General features: G+C 66.7%; 17 protein-coding genes. 1 reads left to right on the plus strand and 16 read right to left on the minus strand.

Annotated elements, in window-relative coordinates; all coding sequences use genetic code 11:
• Positions 1-5: 5 nt before the first annotated feature.
• The 15 genes from hutU to AC3RCE_RS15000 all read right to left on the minus strand — a co-directional run bounded on the left by hutU (position 6) and on the right by AC3RCE_RS15000 (position 14,018).
• Positions 6-1,730, minus strand: a complete 1,725-nt coding sequence (hutU, locus tag AC3RCE_RS14930) for a urocanate hydratase (protein ID WP_492253354.1) — start codon at positions 1,728-1,730, stop codon at positions 6-8.
• 52 nt (positions 1,731-1,782) lie between these two features.
• Positions 1,783-3,324, minus strand: a complete 1,542-nt coding sequence (gene hutH / locus AC3RCE_RS14935; protein WP_492253355.1) for a histidine ammonia-lyase — start codon at positions 3,322-3,324, stop codon at positions 1,783-1,785.
• Between the two features lie 64 nt (positions 3,325-3,388).
• Positions 3,389-4,210 (minus strand): histidine utilization transcriptional repressor HutC, encoded by an 822-nt coding sequence (gene hutC, locus AC3RCE_RS14940; RefSeq protein WP_218294732.1) that lies wholly within the window; start codon positions 4,208-4,210, stop codon positions 3,389-3,391.
• A gap of 13 nt (positions 4,211-4,223) precedes the next feature.
• Entirely contained in the window at positions 4,224-5,003 is a 780-nt protein-coding gene (locus tag AC3RCE_RS14945; protein WP_492245386.1) for an ABC transporter ATP-binding protein, read from the minus strand.
• Positions 5,000-5,836 (minus strand): ABC transporter permease, encoded by an 837-nt coding sequence (locus AC3RCE_RS14950; protein ID WP_492253356.1) that lies wholly within the window; start codon positions 5,834-5,836, stop codon positions 5,000-5,002. The genes AC3RCE_RS14945 and AC3RCE_RS14950 overlap by 4 nt, the downstream gene beginning before the upstream one ends.
• Before the next feature lie 35 nt (positions 5,837-5,871).
• Complete coding sequence (locus tag AC3RCE_RS14955) at positions 5,872-6,837, minus strand: ABC transporter substrate-binding protein (protein ID WP_218294729.1); 966 nt, start codon at positions 6,835-6,837, stop codon at positions 5,872-5,874.
• 364 nt (positions 6,838-7,201) lie between these two features.
• The gene (locus AC3RCE_RS14960) at positions 7,202-8,608 is read right to left on the minus strand and encodes a sensor histidine kinase (RefSeq protein WP_218294728.1); all 1,407 of its coding nucleotides are present in this window, start codon (positions 8,606-8,608) and stop codon (positions 7,202-7,204) included.
• Positions 8,605-9,291, minus strand: a complete 687-nt coding sequence (locus AC3RCE_RS14965; protein WP_218341080.1) for a response regulator transcription factor — start codon at positions 9,289-9,291, stop codon at positions 8,605-8,607. Before AC3RCE_RS14965 ends, AC3RCE_RS14960 begins: the two co-directional genes overlap by 4 nt.
• A 9-nt stretch (positions 9,292-9,300) precedes the next feature.
• A complete protein-coding gene (locus tag AC3RCE_RS14970) occupies positions 9,301-9,618 on the minus strand; it encodes a hypothetical protein (RefSeq protein WP_218294726.1) in 318 nt (105 codons plus the stop codon).
• Positions 9,619-9,634: 16 nt separating this feature from the next.
• The gene (locus AC3RCE_RS14975; RefSeq protein WP_218294725.1) at positions 9,635-10,102 is read right to left on the minus strand and encodes a Spy/CpxP family protein refolding chaperone; all 468 of its coding nucleotides are present in this window, start codon (positions 10,100-10,102) and stop codon (positions 9,635-9,637) included.
• Positions 10,103-10,299: 197 nt separating this feature from the next.
• Positions 10,300-10,575 (minus strand): hypothetical protein, encoded by a 276-nt coding sequence (locus AC3RCE_RS14980; RefSeq protein WP_369642651.1) that lies wholly within the window; start codon positions 10,573-10,575, stop codon positions 10,300-10,302.
• A 42-nt stretch (positions 10,576-10,617) separates the two neighbouring features.
• Positions 10,618-10,818 (minus strand): hypothetical protein, encoded by a 201-nt coding sequence (locus tag AC3RCE_RS14985; protein WP_218294723.1) that lies wholly within the window; start codon positions 10,816-10,818, stop codon positions 10,618-10,620.
• A 157-nt stretch (positions 10,819-10,975) separates the two neighbouring features.
• Positions 10,976-11,287: a hypothetical protein gene (locus AC3RCE_RS14990; RefSeq protein ID WP_218294722.1), complete on the minus strand. Its 312-nt coding sequence runs from the start codon at positions 11,285-11,287 to the stop codon at positions 10,976-10,978.
• Between the two features lie 153 nt (positions 11,288-11,440).
• On the minus strand, positions 11,441-11,701 hold the full coding sequence (locus tag AC3RCE_RS14995) for a hypothetical protein (protein WP_218294721.1): 261 nt from the start codon (positions 11,699-11,701) through the stop codon (positions 11,441-11,443).
• A 631-nt stretch (positions 11,702-12,332) separates the two neighbouring features.
• Positions 12,333-14,018, minus strand: coding sequence for a long-chain fatty acid--CoA ligase (locus AC3RCE_RS15000; protein WP_492253357.1), 1,686 nt, complete (start codon positions 14,016-14,018; stop codon positions 12,333-12,335).
• A gap of 207 nt (positions 14,019-14,225) precedes the next feature.
• On the opposite strand from AC3RCE_RS15000, the gene AC3RCE_RS15005 reads away from it, so the two are divergent.
• Positions 14,226-14,582 carry a hypothetical protein gene (locus AC3RCE_RS15005; RefSeq protein WP_492253358.1) on the plus strand — a complete coding sequence of 119 codons (357 nt, stop codon included), beginning with the start codon at positions 14,226-14,228 and terminating at the stop codon, positions 14,580-14,582.
• Between the two features lie 66 nt (positions 14,583-14,648).
• On the opposite strand, the gene hrpA is transcribed toward AC3RCE_RS15005, so the two are convergent.
• Positions 14,649-18,731, minus strand: coding sequence for an ATP-dependent RNA helicase HrpA (gene hrpA, locus AC3RCE_RS15010; protein ID WP_492253359.1), 4,083 nt, complete (start codon positions 18,729-18,731; stop codon positions 14,649-14,651).
• Positions 18,732-18,883: the final 152 nt, after the last annotated feature.

An 18,883-nucleotide genomic window follows, 5' to 3' on the forward strand; every position in this document is an offset into this window, starting at 1 on the left:
CTGTTTCACTTCACCATGGGCAGCTTCAGGCCCTGCTTCTTCGCCGTTTCCACGGCCAGTTCGTAGCCTGCGTCGGCATGGCGCATCACGCCGCTGCCGCAGTCATTGACCAGCACGCGCGCCAGGCGCTCGGCCGCCGCATCGGTGCCATCGGCCACGATGACCATGCCCGAGTGCTGCGAGTAGCCCATGCCCACGCCGCCGCCGTGGTGCAGGCTGACCCAGGTGGCGCCGCCCGAGGTATTGAGCAAGGCGTTAAGCAGCGGCCAGTCGCTCACGGCGTCGGTGCCATCCTTCATGCCTTCGGTCTCGCGATTGGGACTGGCCACGCTGCCGGTATCGAGGTGGTCGCGGCCGATCACGATGGGCGCCTTCAGCTCGCCGCTCTTCACCATCTCGTTGAAGGCCAGGCCCGCGATGTGGCGTTCGCCCAGGCCCAGCCAGCAGATGCGCGCGGGCAGGCCCTGGAAGGCGATGCGCTCGCCCGCCATGTCGAGCCAGCGGTGCACGTGCTTGTTCTCCGGGAACAGCTCCTTGATCTTGGCGTCGGTCTTGCGGATGTCTTCCGGGTCACCCGACAGCGCCACCCAGCGGAACGGGCCCTTGCCTTCGCAGAACAGGGGGCGGATGTACGCGGGCACAAAGCCGGGGAAGTCGAACGCGTTTTTCACGCCCTCGTCGAACGCCACCTGGCGAATGTTGTTGCCGTAGTCCACCACCGGGATGCCCATGTGCTGGAAGTCGAGCATGGCCTGCACATGCACGGCGCAGGACTTGGCAGCGGCCTTCTTCAGCACCTCGTGCTGCGTCACATCCTGCTGCGCGGCGCGCCACTGGGCCACCGTCCAACCTGCGGGCAAGTAGCCGTTGACGAGGTCGTGGGCGGAGGTCTGGTCGGTGACGAGGTCGGGCTTCAACCCACCCGCCTGGGCGCGCTTCACCAGTTCAGGCAGCACGTCGGCCGCATTGCCCAGCAGAGCGATGGAGATGGCCTCCCCGGCCGCCGTGTGCTGCTGAATGAGCTCGATGGCGTGGTCGATGTCGCGCGCCTGCTTGTCCACATAGCGCGTGCGCAGGCGAAAGTCGATGCTGCTTTGCTGGCATTCGATGTTGAGCGACACCGCGCCCGCAAACGTGGCCGCCAGCGGCTGCGCGCCACCCATGCCGCCCAGGCCCGCGGTCAAAATCCACTTGCCTTCCAGCGAACCGCCATAGTGTTTGCGGCCGGCCTCGGCAAAGGTCTCGTAGGTGCCTTGCACGATGCCTTGGGTGCCGATGTAGATCCAGCTGCCGGCGGTCATCTGGCCGTACATGAACAGGCCCTTCTGGTCCAGCTCGCTGAAGTGCTCCCAGTTGGCCCACTTGGGGACCAGGTTGGAATTGGCCAGCAGCACGCGGGGCGCGTTGGCGTGGGTCTTGAACACGCCCACGGGCTTGCCGGACTGGATGAGCAGGGTTTCGTCGTCGTTCAGGTCCTTGAGCGAGGCGAGGATCTGGTCATAGCACTCCCAGTTGCGCGCGGCGCGGCCGATGCCGCCGTACACCACCAGGTCCTGCGGGCGCTCGGCGACTTCGGCGTCCAGGTTGTTCTGGATCATGCGGTAGGCGGCTTCGGTGAGCCAGCTCTTGCAGGTGAGCTGGCTGCCGCGCGGCGCGCGGATCACGCGGCTGGCGTCGTGGCGGGGATCGGTGTTGGAAGCGGCTGCAATGATGGCGTCGTTGGCGTTCATGGTGGGCTCCTGTGAATGGGTGGCGTGGCAAAGAGAGAAAGAAAGGAAAAAATCAGGAATGGCTGGGCAGGCACTGCAGCAGCGGCGCGGGCCATGGCGTCTCCGAGGCCCATTCGCGCATGGATTCGATGTCGGTGGCCAGGAAGCGGTCTTGCTCCAGGTAGGCCACGCGCTGGCGGATGGCAGCGAACTGGTCTTCGATGAGCACAGAAGATTTCAGGCTGCGGTCGAACTCCATGCCCTGCGCGGCGGCCATGGCCTCGATGCCCACCATCACCGCCACATTGCGCACCATGTCGCCCAGGCGGCGTGCGCCGTAGGTGGCCATGGAAACGTGGTCTTCCTGGTTGGCAGACGTGGGCAGGCTGGTCACGCTGCTGGGGTTGGCCAGGCACTGGTTCTCGGCCGCCAGCGCGGCGGCGGTGACCTGGGCGATCATGAAGCCCGAGTTCACGCCGCTGTCGCGGATCAGGAAGGCCGGCAGGCCCGACAGGCCGGGGTCGAGCAGCAGCGACAGTCGGCGCTCGGAGATGGCGCCGATCTCGGCCACGGCCAGCGCGATGATGTCCGCCACGAAGGCCACGGGCTCGGCGTGGAAGTTGCCGCCCGAGATCACGTCGCCGTTGTCGAATACCAGGGGGTTGTCGGACGCGGCGTTCGCCTCGATGGCCAGCACGCGCGCGGCGTGGTGCAGGTTATCGAGGCACGCGCCCATCACCTGCGGCACGCAGCGGATGGAGTACGGGTCCTGCACGCGGCCGCAGTGGGGATGCGAAGGGTCGATGGCGCTGCCATCCAGCAATGCGCGCACGGCGGCCGCCACGGCGATCTGCCCCGCCTGGCCGCGCGCCTCGTGGATGCGTGCGTCAAACGGCTTGACCGAGCCCTTGATGGCCTCGAGCGACAGGCAGCCTGCGACCAGCGCGGCGGCGAAAACGCTCTCCGCGCCGAACAGCCCCGCCAGCGCGAGCGAGGTGGATACCTGCGTGCCGTTGAGCAGCGCCAGCCCTTCCTTGGGGCCCAGCACGAACGGCGCAAGGCCGATGGAGCGCATGGCCTCGGCCCCAGACACCACCGCGCCATCGACCTTGGCCTGCCCTTCGCCGATCAGCACGCAGGCCAGGTGGGCCAGCGGCGCCAGGTCGCCCGACGCGCCCACCGAACCCTTGGCCGGAATCACGGGCAGCACGTTGGCGTTGGCCATGGCCAGCAGCGCATCCACGATCTCGGGACGGATGCCCGAATGCCCACGCGCCAGGCTGATGGCCTTGGTGGCCAGGATGAGGCGCACCACGGGATCGGGCAGCGCATCGCCCGTGCCCACGCTGTGGGACAGCACCAGGTTGCGCTGCAGCTCGGCGAGGCGCTCGTGGGCGATCTTGGTGCTGGCGAGCTTGCCGAAGCCGGTGTTGATGCCATAGACCACCTGGTCTTCATCCACGATGCGCTGCACCGTGGCCAGCGACGCCTGCATGAGGGCACGCGCGGACGGGTCCAGCGACAGCTGCACGGGCGCGGCGTGGATGCTGCGCAATTCAGCCAGCGTGACCCGGCCGGGATGCAAGATCAGGGAGGAAGTGGTGGTTTTTGTCATGGCATTGATCCTGTATATACAAGTAGGTACAAGCGTAAAAAAATCGGGCCCTTCAGGCAAGCGTTCAACCAGCGACCGGGTTGCCGTCGGCTCTAAAGCGGCTGCCCAGGCGGTAGCGGGTCGCGGGGTGCAAACAACGCACCACGGTGATGGGAATCCCGCGCGACCAGGTGCGGCGGGTGAGCAGCAGGCAGGGCTCCTGCGGCGACATCTCCAGCAGCGTGGCCTGCTCGGCGGTGGGCATGACGGCATCGACCACGTGCTCGATCTGGTCGAACGGCACGTTGCGCACCAGGTATTCGGAGGGCTGCAGCAGCGTGAAGTCCTGCGCGGCGAACTGGGGCACCTGGCGCGGATTCACGTGGCGGTCTTCCAGCTGCACGGGCAGGCCGTCCTCGCGGTGGACGCACAGCGAGTGGAACACCGACTCCCCCGTGCGCAGGTCCAGCGCTGCCGCCACTTCGAGCGTGGCCGAGATGCGCTCCACGGCCAGCACGTCGCAGCGGTAGTCGTGCCCCCGCTGGCGGATTTCGCTCGCGAGGTTGGCGATCTGCAGCAACGTGGACTGTGGCTTGTCTTCCGCCACGAAGCTGCCCACGCCGGCCACGCGCACAATGCGGCCCTGCTCCACCAGTTCGCGCAGCGCGCGGTTCACCGTCATGCGCGAGATGCCGAACTGGGTGACCAGCTCGTTCTCGGACGGCAGGCGGTCGCCCGCGCGCCAGATGCCTTCCTGGATCTTGCGCGAGATATGGTCCTTGATCTGCTCGTACAGCGCCATCGCCTGCGCGGGCGCCGCCACGGCCGCCACCGCCCTGGCTGGAGCGGCAAGCGGCGCGCTGCGCGGGGCAGCTGCTGCGGGACGGCGGGAAGGACGGGCGCTCATGGGACCAAGGCGTTCAGTGCAGGTCGGCCGCCATGGATTCGGCGCGGATCTCTTCCGTCAGGCGCGCCTTGAGGTCCATGAACTCGGGGCTGGTCTTGATCGTGTAATGGCGCGGGTGCGGCAGGTCCACCGCCAACTCGGTCTTGATGCGGCCGGGCCGCGCGCTGAACACGGCCACGCGGTTGGCCATGAAGATGGCCTCGTCGATGTCGTGGGTGACGAAAAGCACGGTCTTGCGCTCGGCCTCCCAGATGCTCAGCAGCAGCTCCTGCATGAGCACGCGGGTCTGGTTGTCGAGCGCGCCGAAGGGCTCGTCCATCAGCAGGATCTTGGGGTCGTTGGCCAGCGCACGCGCAATCGCGGTGCGCTGCTGCATGCCGCCCGACAGCTGCTTGGGAAAGTGCTGCTCGAAGCCGCGCAGGCCCACCTTGGCGATGAAGTACGCGGCGCGTTCCTTCTGCTGGGCTTCGGGCATGCCGCGCTCGCGCAGGCCGAAGCGGATGTTCTGCTCGATGGTGAGCCAGGGGAACAGCGTGTAGCTCTGGAACACCATGCCGCGCTCGGCGCCCGGGCCTTCCACGGGCGCGCCGTCGAGCAGCACGCGGCCGCTGGTGGCGTGGTCCAGCCCCGCGACGATGCGCAGCAGCGTGGACTTGCCGCAACCCGAGGGGCCCAGGATGGTGACGAAGTCGTTGTCCCGCACTTCGAAGTCGACCGGCTGCAGCGCCTGCGTGCGCTGGCCCTTGGCGGTCTCGAAGACGCGCGAAACGGCTTGGATGGATACGCGGCTCATCGCACAAAACTCCAGGCAAACAGACGGTGGTTGAGCGCCTTGAAGGCGAAGTCGGACACCAGCCCGATGAGGCCGATGATGATGATGCCGAAGATGATCTGGCCGGTATTGAGCAGCGACTGGCTGTCGGTGATCATGTGGCCGATACCGCTCGAAGAACCGATCAGCTCGGCCACGATCACGTAGGTCCAGGCCCAGCCCAGCACCAGGCGCAGGGTCTCGGCGATCTCGGGCGCAGCGCCCGGGATGAGCACGCGCGTCACGATGCCCTTGTGGCCGGCGCCCAGCGTGTAGGCGGCCTCCACGAGGTCGCGCCGGGCGCCCCCCACGGTCACGGCCACCATCAGCGTGATCTGGAAGACCGAGCCGATGAAGATGACCAGGATTTTCTGCGTCTCGCCAATGCCGGCCCACAGGATGAGCAGCGGAATGAAGGCCGACGCGGGCAGGTAGCGGCAGAACGAGACGAAGGGCTCGAAGAACGCCTCGATGCCCTTGTAGGCGCCCATGGCAATGCCCAGGGGCACGGCGATCACCGCGGCCAGCACAAAGCCACCGACCACGCGCCAGATGGTCATGCCGATGTCCTTGATGAAGCCGTATTCGGTGAACAGCAGCCAGCCTTCCTTGGCCATGGTGATGGGGCTGGCCAGGAAGGTGGGCGACACGAAGCCGCCCAGCGTGAAGAACGCCCACACCGCCACGAACACGACGAAGAAGGCCAGCCCCAGCATCCAGCGGGCACGGCTGCTCACGGGCTCCAGGGGAGCCAGCGAGCGCCGGCGCACGGGAGCGCGGGACTCGGTAACGGACAGGGGTTGCACTGCAGACATGGCGCGCTCTTCTTTGGCTCGGGAAAACTCAGTTGTTACTTGATGAAGCTCGCGTCGAAGGTGGCGGCCAGATCTTCAGGCGCCTTGCGGATGATGCCGGCCTCCAGCAGGATGCCGGTGGCATCCTTCATGAACGTGGTCAGCTCGCCCGCGAAGAACTTCTGGTTGGCGGCCTTGTCCTGCCAGCGCAGGAAGGACGACGACTTGGCGAACTGCTCGCCCGTCTGCTTGACGGCCGCGCCCATGATCTCGTTGGACTTGGTGGGGTCGGCCTTGATCATGTCGAGCGCCTGGAAGTACGAATTGGCCAGGGCCTGCGCGGCCTTGCCATTGGCCTTGAGCCAGGTGGGGTCGCAGCCGACGGTGTCCATCACCATGGGGTAGTCGAGCGTGGTGGCCAGGATCTTGCCGGCGGCAGGGTTGTCGCGCACGGTGGAAAGATAGGGCTCGTACGTCATGGCGGCATCGTTCTGGCCGGCCACGAAGGCCTGCGCGGCCGCCTGGGGCGACAGCGTGGTGGTCTTCACGTCCTTGAGGCTCATGCCGTTCTTGCTGAGCATCCAGGCCAGGCCGAAGTACGGGGCGGTGCCGGGAGCATCCACGCCGATGGTCTTGCCCTTCAAGTCGGCAAAGCCCTTGATGTCGCCCCGCACCGCAATGCCGTCGGCGCCGTAGGACTTGTCCATCTGGAAGATCTGCACGATGGGCACGCCGTTGGCGTTCCAGGCCACATGCGTCTCGACGGTGGTGGCAGCGCACTGGATGGACTTGGAGGCCAGGGCCAGGTGGCGGTCCTTCTGCGGGATCATCTTGATCTCCACATCCAGGCCGTTCTTCTTGAAGATGCCCGCCTTGTCGGCCAGGGTGAGCGGCGCGAAACCCGTCCAGCCGGACATGCCCAGCACAATCTTGGTTTCCTGCGCCTGGGCCGGGGCGGCCAGGGCCATCACGCATGCCGTTGCCGCTGCCAGCGACGTCCATTTCACAACCGATCGAGTCATCATCTGCTCCTGTTTGAAGAAAGTACCTTAGCCCATCCCGGCCGGGTCGCACCCGCATTCCAGCCGCCATGATGACAGCCGCAGCATACCTGTATATACAGGGTAAACGCTAAAGAGTCCCCAAAAGGGGCCGGTAGCCAGTCTGAGCAAGAATGAGGCCAACGTAAGTACCCCACGCCGGCGACCGCAGGGGAAAATCAGAAATTGATAGCAAACCATCCATGGCAGGTGTATGCCAACGCCGGTCTGGCATCCATTTCGCGCTTCGCGAAATCGTACGAAGAAAAACACCGCGCCACGCCAACGCACCATCGCGGTGCAGTGCGGCGCCCTCGGCAGGCCGGGGGACCGCGGGGCACCCAGCTCAGGCGACGATCGGCAGGCGCACCGTGACCGAAAGGCCGGGCCCGGCGTTGCGCATCTGCAGCGTGCCGCCGTGCGCCTGTGCCACCAGCCGGCACAGGTACAGGCCCAGGCCCACGCCGCCGGTGGTGCGCTGCCGCGCCGTGTCGGGTCGGTAGAACGCCTGCGCCAGGTGCGGCAGGTGCTCTGGGGGAACACCCGGTCCGTGGTCGCGCACCTCCAGTTCGAGCGTCTGCGCCGCGAGGCGCAGATGCAACTCGGGCGGCGGCGCGGCCGGATCGCTGCTGTGGCGCAGGCTGTTGTCCAGCAGGTTGCGCAGCAGCAGGCGCATGCGGGAGCGGTCAAGTGACAGCGGCGGCATGCCCTGCTGTGCATGGAGGGTGATCCCCGCCGCGCCGGCATGGCGGCCGCCGAGTTCGGCCACCACCTCCCGCGCCAGCGCAGCCAGGTCCACGGGCTCGCGGTGCAGGGCGGCGTGGCGTCCAGCCAGGCGCTCGCTTTCGAGCAGGTCGGTGATGAGTCCGGCCATTTCACTCAAGTCGCGCATCAGGGCCTGCCGCTGGGCCTGCACGTCGGCGGTCTCGGGCAGCAGCTCGGTGTTCAGGCGGGCGCGGGTCAGGGGGCTGCGCAATTCATGGCTCATGGCCAGCAGCAGGGCCCGCTTGGCCTCCAGCATCTGGTGGATGTCATCCCCCATGGTATTGATGGTGGCCGCCAGTTGCCCCAGCTCGTCGGGCCGGTGGGCATGCCGCACGGGGATCGCCTGGGCGAAATTGCCTTCGCCAAACCGCTGCGCGCCCCGGCGGATGTCGTCGAGCGGGCGCAGCAGATGCCGCACGTACACATAGGCCAGCGCGGTGAGCAGCAACAGCACCGTGAGCGTGCCCCACGCAATGCGCGGGCGCTTTTCCCAGGACAGCGCATTGAGCCCGAACTCGATGCTGTGTCCGTCCGCCGTGGTGCGCTGCAGGAGCCGGCGGCCCTGGTCGTCGCTGCCATGGCCGTTCCAGTGCTCCTCGCGCTGGAACTTGTCGCTCATCCAGTCGCTGCGCGGCTGATCGGGGTGGGATTCCCAGTGGACCACCGGCCCGTCAATGCGCAGCGTGACCGGCAACCGGCTGGCGATGGCCTTCGCCCGCTCGATGCTGGGCGGGCTGCCGATCTCGTCCGCGAGGCGGTCCACGTAGTCCATCAGCAGGGGCCTGGCCGCCTCGCGCCAGCCCACGGACACCGCCTTTTGCACTCCGCCCATGAAGGTGACGGCCACCGTCACCGCGAGCGCCATGAACACCAGCACCAGCCGGATGCGCAGCGAATACCCGACCGCGCGCCGCGCGCGGCGGTGCCAGGGGCAATCGTGCCCGTCTTCGGCCCCCTCGCCAGGGCGCGAACGCCGCCAGAACCTCATGGCGCCGCCCGCCGCAGGGCCAGCGAGTAGCCCGCGTTGCGCAAGGTCTTGATGCAGTCGAGCGGTTCCAGCTTCTTGCGCAGGCGGCTCACCACGATATCGACGGCGCGGGTGTACAGCTCGGCCTCGTGCCCGCGCAACTGGTTCAGGATGTCATCGCGGCTGAACACCTTGCCCGGTTCGCGTGCCAGCAGATGCAGCAGGTCGAATTCGGTGCCGGTCAGCTCGACGATGCCCCCTTGTCGCAGCACGCTGCGGCGCGCGGCATCAATGCTGAGGCCTTCAAACTCCAGCGTCCCCGAATCGCCGCCCTGCCCCGGCGCGCGGCTGCGGCGCAGCACGGTCTGCAGCCGGGCCACCAGCTCGCGCGGCTCGAAAGGCTTGGGCAGGTAGTCGTCGGCACCCAGCTCCAGGCCCACCACGCGGTCCATCACCTCACCCCTGGCCGTGAGCATCACGATGGGCAGGTCCCCCTGCTTGCGGATGGTGCGGCACAGTTCAAAGCCGTCCATCTCGGGCAGCATGACATCAAGGATGGCGGCATCAAAGCCGCCCGCCCCGAGCCGGGCCAGGCCTTCGCTGGGCTTGAGCGCATGGACCAGCTCCAGCTCGAAACGCTGGAAATAGATGGCAAGCGGCGGACCCAGCTGGGCGTCGTCGTCAATGAGCAGGATGCGGTGCATGCGCGATTCTTACATTGGCAGGCCGCTGCCGGCCACCGGCGGAGCAAGCAATGCGCGGTGCCGCCGGATGAGCTCCCGCAGGCGGTGCTGCGCAGGCAGGTGCAGCGCATCGAAGGCGTCCGCGGCCGCGAGCAGCGCAGGCAGGGCGGGCGCGGCGGCAGCGGGCTGGCGCGCCACGAGCCCGAGCGCATGCTCCCTGTCAAAGCGCGGCCCCCATACCAGCGACATCAACTCGTCATGGGGCTCGGGCATGCCTGCCAGCAGCACAGGGCCGTGCATGCGCACTTCCTGCGTCAAGTGGTGGATGGGATCCAGCATCGGTGACATGGAAAATGCTCCTGCCTCAGCCGCGCGCCATCCAGCCCCTGCGCCGCTGCATCAGCTCGCGCACCTTCTGCTGCTGGTCCGGATTCAGGCTGTCGTAGAAGTCCGCCAGCGCATTGATCACTTCAGGACTGTTCGCCTGTACCGCGCGGGTCTTCTCCTCCAGCAGGCTCTGCGCGCGTGCACGGTCGAACTTGTCGCCCGCGACGATGGCCTGCACTTCCGCGCGCGGATCGGCTGTCTTGCCCAGGAAGGCCGTGCGCTGTGCCTCCATCCTGTCCGCCAGCACATTGAGCTTTTGCTTCTGTGCATCGTTCAGGTCCAGCTTGCCGCTGACCCGGTCGACCACCTTGGCGCGCACCTCCGCCATTTTCTCCGGGCTCATGGGCCCGTGGCGGTGGGCTCCACTGGAACAGGCCGTCAGACCACCTACCATGATGGATGCGCCAAAGATTCCTACCAGCGTTCTCTTGATCCAGGGTTTCATGATCAGTCCTTTCGGGACGGTGTTGAACATGGCCCTGATGGTGCCGGCAGGTGCTTCGGGAGTGGTCTCGACGCAGTTTCGGTTTATTTCATTTTGTTTCGCGGGATAAGGTGTTGGCAAAGGCCCAGGTCCTTTTGGAGCGCTTCAAGCCGCGCCCGCAGGTGGGGTGCAGCAGCCAGATCGAGACAGGCGGAATCTCAGCGCAGGACGGCGGACAGCACCACCAGCCGGTTTGACAGCTCCACGGCGTCAGTGCGCATCTGGATGAGCGGAACCGTGCCCACGCTGCCCCCGCCATACCAGATGTTGAAGGCCGTCACGCCGGGGAACCCGTCGGCGTGGCCGTAGGCCTCGATGGCCTCGTCAATTTCGGCATGCAGGGTGGGGGTGCCGACCAGGACCTTTCCGTCAAACACCCGGGCCAGGTATTGCGCGGCGCCCTCGGGCCGAATGTGCAGTGTCAACACGCGCATGGTTTCTCGCTGCACGCACCCGGGGCGCACTCAGGCCTGTCGTCAACCCATCGCCTGGGGTTCGCGGTATTCCAGGTCTGCAAACTGTAATTCCCGCTCCATGCCATGGCTGTCTCCCCGCCAAGGCGCGAGATCGTCGGTTTGCTGGCGCTGGAAAACCCGCTCCATCGGCTGCCCCATTTGCAAGGCAGGCGCTTCTGGCCACGCTTCCAGATGATGGGATGGGGGATCGAAAGAAAACATGCTGAACTCCTCGCACGGGCGCCGCACTGGCCCCGTGGTGATTGAGGCATGGGCCCGAACACACGCATGTCGGAACCCCGTGAAGACAGGTGTAGGACAACACTGACGTGGATGCGGGCGCCGCCCCGCCGGCAGGATCGCAAAGCCCTGGGCGCCGTCAGGCGGCCTTTGCCAGCAGCGGGGATTCCCCGATCCCCAGGGCATCGCCCTCGCCCGCCAGAAGGCCGATGCAGTCCAGGGCCGTCGGCGGATCGCAGGGCTCGGCATAGACGCGCAAGGCTATGTCTTGGGCGGCGGGAGAGAAATAGAGCCAGAGATTGTCCTTTTCCTTGTCATAGCAGGAAAAGAGCGCCCTGCCGGACCCCGGGGGGCACATCAGGAACTTCGACATGAACATCTGCTGGATGCGCAGCGTGGGCTCAAAGGCCTGATCATCATTGCCGAGTGCCAATTTGTACCAACTGCTCATATGCGCCTTTCACCTGGCCGTGCCAGTAAATACGGATGGCCCATCGTATTTACGCAGCGCGGCCGCGGCACTTCTGGTGCGGCGCATCAATTTGTAGGACAGTGACTCCGAGCGGGGTTTACGGGCATGAGGCCGGATACGTGGCACGGCCCATCAGTCGTATGAAGCCTCCAGATCGGTGTGCGCCTCCGGGCGGGGCGCCCTCACGCGGGATCGATAGGCTCTGAGCGTCGCGCAACCCAGGCCGGTGATGTACAGCACCTGCGCCTTCTGCTGTGGCGAATCGACGGGCGGGAGCTGCACTTCCACCATACCGGCCGCACGCAACACGCGCAGCTTGTCGATGTTGACCACGTCCGATTCAATCAGGGGAAGCGCATCGCGCTCCAGCTCCCTTAGATACTCCATTGGCATGGCGGCCTCCGGCGTGAGTGAAGGAACATTGTGCGGCGCGAGCCCCCCGGGTTCAAGGATTGATACACGAAGCTACAACCTTGCGGGCCCGGCAGCCAGGGGCCCCAAATGAAGCACCAGCGCGGCTGGGCGCCCCGCTGGCAGCCGCGTAAACCCCTGCCGATATTGTTGCCATTCGGATTTTTGTAACAAATCCCGCACCATCCATACCGGTCTTACCGTAGGAAACCGCCTACGCGGTCCTTCGCTGTTGTCGCACCCCGGCCTGGAGTACGCACACCTAGCATCCTGGCTTCATCAAAGGGGATGGCCATGCCAATCGTCGTGATTTTCTTCGGGATCCAGCTGATCGCCGTGGCGCTGGCCGCCGCGATCGTGGGCATCTGAGCCCCACCCGCGCCTGCTGGCGGCTCCAGCACCGCTGACCCCGAGCCTTTTTGAGGCTCTGACCCTGGCAAGGGTCGCTGCCCCATCCAAACCGGACTTATTTCACGGTTGCGCCGCACACGGGCGGGCGGGCGGCCAGAATCGGACCTAGGATGCACCTACCGTCAAATCCCTGGCGGTTTCGCCCCTCCCTGTGCGAGTGATGCAATGATTTAGCCCGCCCCCGTGCGGGCTACTTTTTTTTTCAGCCCGCTTCCAGCTCCTGCAGCTGCCTCCACATCACCTTGCCGCTGCCGCTCTTGGGCAGTGCGTTCACGAACTGCACGATGCGCGGCACCTTGTACACCGCCATGTTCTCGCGGCACCAGTCGATGATCTGCTGTTCGGTGGTGTCCTTGTGCGATGCGCGCAGCACCACCACGGCCTTCACGGTCTCGCCCCGGTAGCTGTCCTTCGCGGAGATGATGCAGGCCTCCTGGATGGCGGGGTGGCGGAACATCAGCGCCTCGACCTCCGCCGGCCAGACCTTGAAGCCGCTCGCGTTGATCATGCGCTTCAAGCGGTCGGTCAGGAAGAAGTAGCCGTCCTCGTCCATGCGGCCCAGGTCGCCCGAGCGGAAGAAGCGCTTGCCCTCGAACTCGATGAAGGCCGAGGCGGTGGCATCCGGGCGCTTCCAGTAGCCCTCGAACACCTCGGGGCCATGGATGATGATCTCACCCTGTTCGCCGACGGGCACTTCCTGCAGCGTGTCGGGATCGACCACCCGCGCATCGGTGCTCATGAACGGGATGCCCAGACACTGCTGCTTGGGGCGGTCGGGCGGGTTCGAGTGCGAGGGCGCGGCCGTTTCGGTGAGGCCGTAGCCCTCCGAGTAGCGCAGTCCGTACTGTTCGAGCAAACGCTGCGCCACGGCCTGCGGCATCGCCGCGCCGCCGCCGCCAATGTAGACCAGGCTGGAGAGGTCGTAGCTTGCGAAGTTCGGGCTGCCCAGCAGGTCGATGACCATGGTGGGGATGTTGGTCCAGTTGGTGACCTGGTAGCGCGAGATGAGGCGCCCGGCCAGGTCGCGCTCCCAGCGGGGCATGATGACCAGGGTGGCGGCGCAGTAGATGGCGGTGTGCATCACGCTCACCATGCCGGTGATGTGGAACATGGGCACCACGGCCAGCGTCACGTTGTCCACCGAACCCGTGCCCCACAGGGCGCCAGCCGCCGCGTTGTGCATGATGCTGCGGTGCAGGTGCATGCAGCCCTTGGGCAGGCCCGTGGTGCCGCTGGTGTAGGGCAGCAGCGCCAGGTCGTCTGGCCCGACCACCAGCTCCGGGGGGGCCTCCGCGCAGGCCAGGGCGTCCGTCCAGGCATGGGCCTGGCCGCCCTCCAGGGCAGGCAGCGGGTGGCGCGTGCCCAGCCACTCCCGCCAGGCCTCGGGCGGCGCATCCGTGCCCGTCACCTGCGCATCGAACGCATCCGTGAATTGCGTCACCACCAGGTGTGCCAGGCGTTCGCCCGCTGGCAGCGCGTTGCTTGCCTTGGCCATCTCCGGAGCCAGGTCGCCCGTGGTGAAGGCCACCCGGGTGTCGGGATCGGTGATGTAGTGCTTGAGTTCTTCCGCCCGGTTCATCGGGTTGACCGGCACCACCACCGCATTGGCACGCAGGATGGCGAAGTGCGCCATCACCAGTTGCGGGCAGTTCTGCATGCACAGCACCACGCGGTCGCCACGCTGCACCCCCAGGGCCACCAGTTTCGCCGCCAGGCGCTCGGCGCCTTCGAGCAGGGCGCGGTAGCTCAGCGAAGCACCAAAGAACACCAGGGCCGTCTTGTCCGGATACCGGCGGGCACTGATGGCCAGGTTGTCCCACAGCGAGGTGGACGGCAGGGTGATGGAGCGGGGCAGACGCTGGGGCCAGAACTTGTAGTGAGGGCGCATGGGTGATTCGGTTCCTTTGAACCCGCAGCCTAGAGGCCCTGCACCCGCGTGGCATTGGGGATGCCACTGATGCCGGGTCGCGCATGTGACGCCGAGGCGCCGCGCGGGCAGCGGACACGCAGCGGGGGCCGCCGGGGAATGAGGATGTCTCGGATACCATCCTTGCGAAGCCGCATTGTTTCCCTTCCAGCAACGACGAGTTGACGCATGCTCACCGCCACTTACTACGCCCTGATGCTCCTGGTCGGATACGCCTGGTACAGGTATGGACAGAAACTGCTCGACAAGGGCCTGCGCGACGAGAACGATGAGTTCACCAAGCCGCCTGTCGGGGCCGTCGGTTTTTTGCTCATCGGCGGTGTGGCGTGTTATCTGTTGTTCGAGGCCCTGCGCGCCCTGGTGCTGGGCAAGATTCCGTGCGTCGGGAAAGGCTGCGCAGGCCAGATCTACACCTTGGCAGAGCATTCCGGCCAGTACTGGGCCAACCTGTTTTTTGTGGTGTGGATGGTGCTGGCCCTGGGCTACACGATGTACGTGGCCCTCAAGATCTGGTTCAGGGCATGAGGCCCTGCTCTCGCACCTGAAATGGCGGCAGGTGCCCGCCGGAACCGGCTCCACCGGCCCCGGCCGTCAGCTATTGACCTGCGCCCACAGCTTGTCCAGCCGCTTCACGCTCACCGGCTGGGGCGTGCGCAGCTCCTGCGCAAAGAAGCTCACGCGCAGCTCCTCCAGCAGCCAGCGCAGCTCTTGCATGCGCGCATCAACCTGCCCCTTGCGCTCGGCCACCAGGCGCCAGTAGCGCTGCTCTTGCGGGCGCAGCTCGGCCAGCTTGGCAGCGTCACGGGCGGGGTCGGCGCGGTATTTATCCAGGCGCAGCGTGATGGCCTTGAGGTAGCGGGCATAGTGCGCCAGCTGTGTCCACGGGGCGGCCGCAATGAAGTTCTTGGGCACCAGGCGCTGCAGCTGCTGCTGCGCGTCCTGCGTGGCCTCGGGGGCGTTCTTGGTGTCCTTGATCTTGCGGGCGGCGGCCGCGTATTCGGTGAGGATGGTGGCGGCCAGGCGCGCCACTTCGTTGGCGATCAGCGTGAGGCGGCCCCGGCCCTCCTCCACGCGGCGCTTGAAGGCGAACTCGTCGGTGGGTAGCGGGTCGAGCAGAAAGGCCCGGTCCAGCGCCACGTCGATGATCTGGGTGCGCAGCTCTTCCTGCGTACCCAGCGGCATGTAGGCCACCGCCATCTTCTGCAGGTCGGGAATGTTCTTTTCCAGGTACTTGAGCGCGTCCTTGATCTGCAGAGCGAACAGACGGCGCAGGCCCGCGCGGTGTTTGGCCGCTGCCACCTCGGGCTCGTCAAACACTTCGATGGTCACGGCGTCACCGCCATCGATGAGCGCTGGGAAGCCGATCAGCGTCTGGCCCGCCTTCTTGATCTCCATCAGCTCGGGCAGCTCGCCGAACGTCCAGGTGGCGTAGCGCTGGCCTGCGGGGGCCGACGGCGTGGCGCTGGCGGGTTTCGCAGGCTGGGCAGGCTGCGTGACACCTCTTACTCCTGATTTAATAGCTGCTTGCGCTTTACCATCAAGCGCTGGAGGCATATTTGAATCAGATTTCGCATCCTCTGCCGCCGCGCCGCCGAGCTTGAGTCCCGCCAGCGCCTGGAATGCCCCGCGCGCCTTGGCGCCCCACTCCGCTTTCAGCGCACCCAGGTTGCGGCCGTGGCCCAGCTGGCGCCCGTGCTCGTCCACCACGCGGAAGTTCATGAAGAGGTGCGGACTGAGCATGTCGAGCTTGAAGTCGGCGCGCTTCACATCGAGCGAGGTCTCGTCGCGCACCTGCTTGAGCAGCACATCGGTCAGGCTGCCGGTGCCAAAACGTTCGGGCGTGCCCAGCAGCTCGGCCAGGCGGGTAGCGGACTCGGGCAGTGGCACGAAGCGGCTGCGTGGGCGCTGCGGCAGGCTTTTGAGCAGCGCCTGGATCTTGTCCTTGAGCATGCCGGGCACCAGCCATTCGCAGCGCTCGTCGCTCACCTGGTTGAGCACGAAGAGCGGGATGGTCACGGTGATGCCGTCGCGCGCATCGCCGGGCTCGTGCAGGTAGCTGGCGGCGCAGTCCACGCCGCCCAGGCGCACGGTCTTGGGAAACGCGTTGCTGGTGATGCCGGCCGCCTCGTGGCGCATGAGCTCTTCGCGCGTGAGCTTGAGCAGATCGGGCTGCTGGCGGGAGGCCTCGCGGTACCAGGCCTCGAAGCCATGGCCGCTGCACACGTCGGGTGGCAGCTGCTGGTCGTAGAAGGCATAGATCAGCTCGTCGTCCACCAGCACATCCTGGCGGCGCGACTTGTGTTCGAGCTCCTCCACCTTGGCGATGAGCTTCTGGTTGGCGGCCAGGAAGGGCAGCTTGCTCTCCCAGTTGCCCCCCACCAGGGCCTCGCGGATGAAGATCTCGCGCGCGGCGTGCGGGTCGATCTTGCCGAAGTTGATGCGCCGGCCGTTGTAGACCACCAGGCCGTAGAGCGTGGCCCGTTCGAGCGCCGTGACCTCGGCCGACTTCTTCTCCCAGTGCGGGTCGAGCAGCTGCTTGCGCAGCAGGTGACCACCTACCTGCTCGATCCACTGCGGCTCGATGGCGGCGATGCCCCGCCCGAACAGGCGCGTGGTCTCCACCAGCTCGGCCGCCACGATCCAGCGGCCGGGCTTCTTGTTCAAGTGGGCGCCGGGGTGCTTGTAGAACTTGATGCCGCGCGCGCCCAGGTACCAGTCTTCCTCTTCGCTGCGCGCACCGATGTTGCCCAGCAGCCCGGCGAGCATGGACAGGTGCAGCTGCTCGTAGCTGGCGGGCTGGCTGTTGATGGCCCACTTGTGCTCGGCGACCACCGTGAGCAGCTGCGTATGGATGTCGCGCCACTCGCGCAGGCGGCGGATGCTGATGAAGTTCTGGCGCAGCAACTGCTCGTACTGGCGGTTGCTCAGCTTGTGGGTGGGCGCCGGTGCGGTGGCACTGGCCACCGCGGGCGCGGGTGCCGCCGCGGCCACCAGCCGCTGGGCCACGGGCAGGTGGGCCTGCGACGGTGCGCGCTGGTGGGCCATGGCCTTCTGCGCGCGGGCAGAAGGCAGCGTGGGCGCCCCGCCCCGTGCCTCGTTGATCCACTTCCACAGCTTGAGGTAGCCGCTGAACTCGCTTTTCTCGTCGTCGAACTTGGCGTGCGCCTGGTCGGCCTGCTGCTGGGCTTCCATGGGCCGGTCGCGCACGTCCTGCACGCTCAGCGCGCTGGCGATCACCAGCACCTCATCGAGCGCCTTGCGGTCGCGCGCCTCCAGGATCATGCGGCCCACGCGCGGGTCGAGCGGCAGGCGTGACAGCTCCACGCCCATGGGCGTGAGTTCGTTGGCCTCGTCCACCGCGCCGAGTTCGCCCAGCAGCTGGTAGCCGTCTGCAATGGCGCGGCCCGAGGGTGCTTCGATGAACGGGAACTGCACCACGTCGCCCAGGTGCAGCGACTTCATGCGCAGGATGACGCCGGCCAGCGATGACCGCAAGATTTCGGGGTCGGTGAAGCGCGGGCGGGCGTTGAAGTCCGCCTCGTCGTACAGGCGGATGCAGATGCCGTTGGCCACCCGGCCGCAGCGGCCCGCGCGCTGGTTGGCGGCCGCCTGGCTGATGGGCTCGACCAGCAGCTGCTCCACCTTGCTACGGAAAGAATAGCGCTTCACGCGCGCCGTGCCTGCGTCGATCACGTAGCGGATGCCCGGCACGGTGAGCGAGGTCTCGGCCACGTTGGTCGCCAGCACCAGGCGGCGGCCCGTGTGGCCGTCGAAGATGCGGTCCTGCTCGGCCTGCGACAGGCGGGCGAACAGCGGCAGCACCTCGGCATTGCGCATCACCGGCTGGTGGGCCAGGTGTTTGCGCAGGTGGTCGGCGGCCTCGCGGATCTCGCGCTCGCCGGGCAGGAAGATCAGGATGTCACCGGCCGCATTGCCCTGCCAGAGTTCGTCCACGCCATCGGCGATGGCTTCGTTGAGGCCGTAGTCGCGCGTGTCCTCGAACGGCCGCCAGCGCTGCTCCACCGGAAAGGTGCGGCCGGAGACATAAATGATCGGCGCCGGCCCCTTTGCCGACTCGAAGTGCTTGGCAAACCGGTCGGCATCGATGGTCGCCGAGGTCACCACCACCTTGAGGTCCGGCCGGCGCGGCAGGATCTGGCGGATGTAGCCCAGCAGGAAGTCGATGTTCAGGCTGCGCTCGTGCGCCTCGTCGATGATGATGGTGTCGTAGGCCTTGAGCAGCGGATCGGTCTGCGTTTCGGCCAGCAGGATGCCGTCCGTCATGAGCTTGACCGAGGCGTCGCGCGAGAGCCGGTCCTGGAAGCGCACCTTGAAGCCCACCACGTCGCCCAGCGGCGTTTGCAGCTCTTCGGCGATGCGCTTGGCCACGCTGCTGGCCGCGATGCGGCGCGGCTGGGTATGGCCGATCAACTGGCCCTTCTGGCCTGCGGGCGCATTGCACTTGCCCCGGCCCAGGGCCAGCGCGATCTTGGGCAGCTGCGTGGTCTTGCCCGAGCCGGTTTCGCCGCAGACGATGACGACCTGGTGCTTCTCGATGGCCTCCATGATCTCGTCGCGCTTGCCAGATACGGGCAACGATTCGGGAAAGGTGATGCGCAGCGGCGCGGTTCGCGGGGCGGATCGGGGGGGAGTGGGAGGCGCGGATTCGGTCATGAAGCCACGCATTATCCGAGGCGGGCGTTGGCCCCGTGCAACACAGGCCATGCGCGCGGCCAAACGGAGCACCCGCGCTCCCTCACTTGCGCGGTCTTTTGTCAAACGCCACTTTTTGGTGCCGGGGATTTCAGTATGTAATACCCCGGTTC

Source organism: Acidovorax sp. GW823-FHT05D11, from assembly GCF_058795695.1.

Bases quoted from the DNA above. Each gene is read 5' to 3' on its own strand.
- hrpA (WP_492253359.1), bottom strand. From the start codon at position 18,731: ATGACCGAATCCGCGCCTCCCACTCCCCCCCGATCCGCCCCGCGAACC.
- AC3RCE_RS14950 (WP_492253356.1), bottom strand. From the start codon at position 5,836: ATGTCTGCAGTGCAACCCCTGTCCGTTACCGAGTCCCGCGCTCCCGTG.
- hutC (WP_218294732.1), bottom strand. From the start codon at position 4,210: ATGAGCGCCCGTCCTTCCCGCCGTCCCGCAGCAGCTGCCCCGCGCAGC.
- AC3RCE_RS14975 (WP_218294725.1), bottom strand. From the start codon at position 10,102: ATGAAACCCTGGATCAAGAGAACGCTGGTAGGAATCTTTGGCGCATCC.
- AC3RCE_RS14960 (WP_218294728.1), bottom strand. From the start codon at position 8,608: ATGAGGTTCTGGCGGCGTTCGCGCCCTGGCGAGGGGGCCGAAGACGGG.
- AC3RCE_RS15005 (WP_492253358.1), top strand. From the start codon at position 14,226: ATGCTCACCGCCACTTACTACGCCCTGATGCTCCTGGTCGGATACGCC.
- AC3RCE_RS14945 (WP_492245386.1), bottom strand. From the start codon at position 5,003: ATGAGCCGCGTATCCATCCAAGCCGTTTCGCGCGTCTTCGAGACCGCC.
- AC3RCE_RS15000 (WP_492253357.1), bottom strand. From the start codon at position 14,018: ATGCGCCCTCACTACAAGTTCTGGCCCCAGCGTCTGCCCCGCTCCATC.
- AC3RCE_RS14955 (WP_218294729.1), bottom strand. From the start codon at position 6,837: ATGACTCGATCGGTTGTGAAATGGACGTCGCTGGCAGCGGCAACGGCA.
- AC3RCE_RS14965 (WP_218341080.1), bottom strand. From the start codon at position 9,291: ATGCACCGCATCCTGCTCATTGACGACGACGCCCAGCTGGGTCCGCCG.
- hutU (WP_492253354.1), bottom strand. From the start codon at position 1,730: ATGAACGCCAACGACGCCATCATTGCAGCCGCTTCCAACACCGATCCC.
- AC3RCE_RS14990 (WP_218294722.1), bottom strand. From the start codon at position 11,287: ATGAGCAGTTGGTACAAATTGGCACTCGGCAATGATGATCAGGCCTTT.
- AC3RCE_RS14985 (WP_218294723.1), bottom strand. From the start codon at position 10,818: ATGTTTTCTTTCGATCCCCCATCCCATCATCTGGAAGCGTGGCCAGAA.
- AC3RCE_RS14980 (WP_369642651.1), bottom strand. From the start codon at position 10,575: ATGCGCGTGTTGACACTGCACATTCGGCCCGAGGGCGCCGCGCAATAC.
- AC3RCE_RS14995 (WP_218294721.1), bottom strand. From the start codon at position 11,701: ATGCCAATGGAGTATCTAAGGGAGCTGGAGCGCGATGCGCTTCCCCTG.
- AC3RCE_RS14970 (WP_218294726.1), bottom strand. From the start codon at position 9,618: ATGTCACCGATGCTGGATCCCATCCACCACTTGACGCAGGAAGTGCGC.
- hutH (WP_492253355.1), bottom strand. From the start codon at position 3,324: ATGACAAAAACCACCACTTCCTCCCTGATCTTGCATCCCGGCCGGGTC.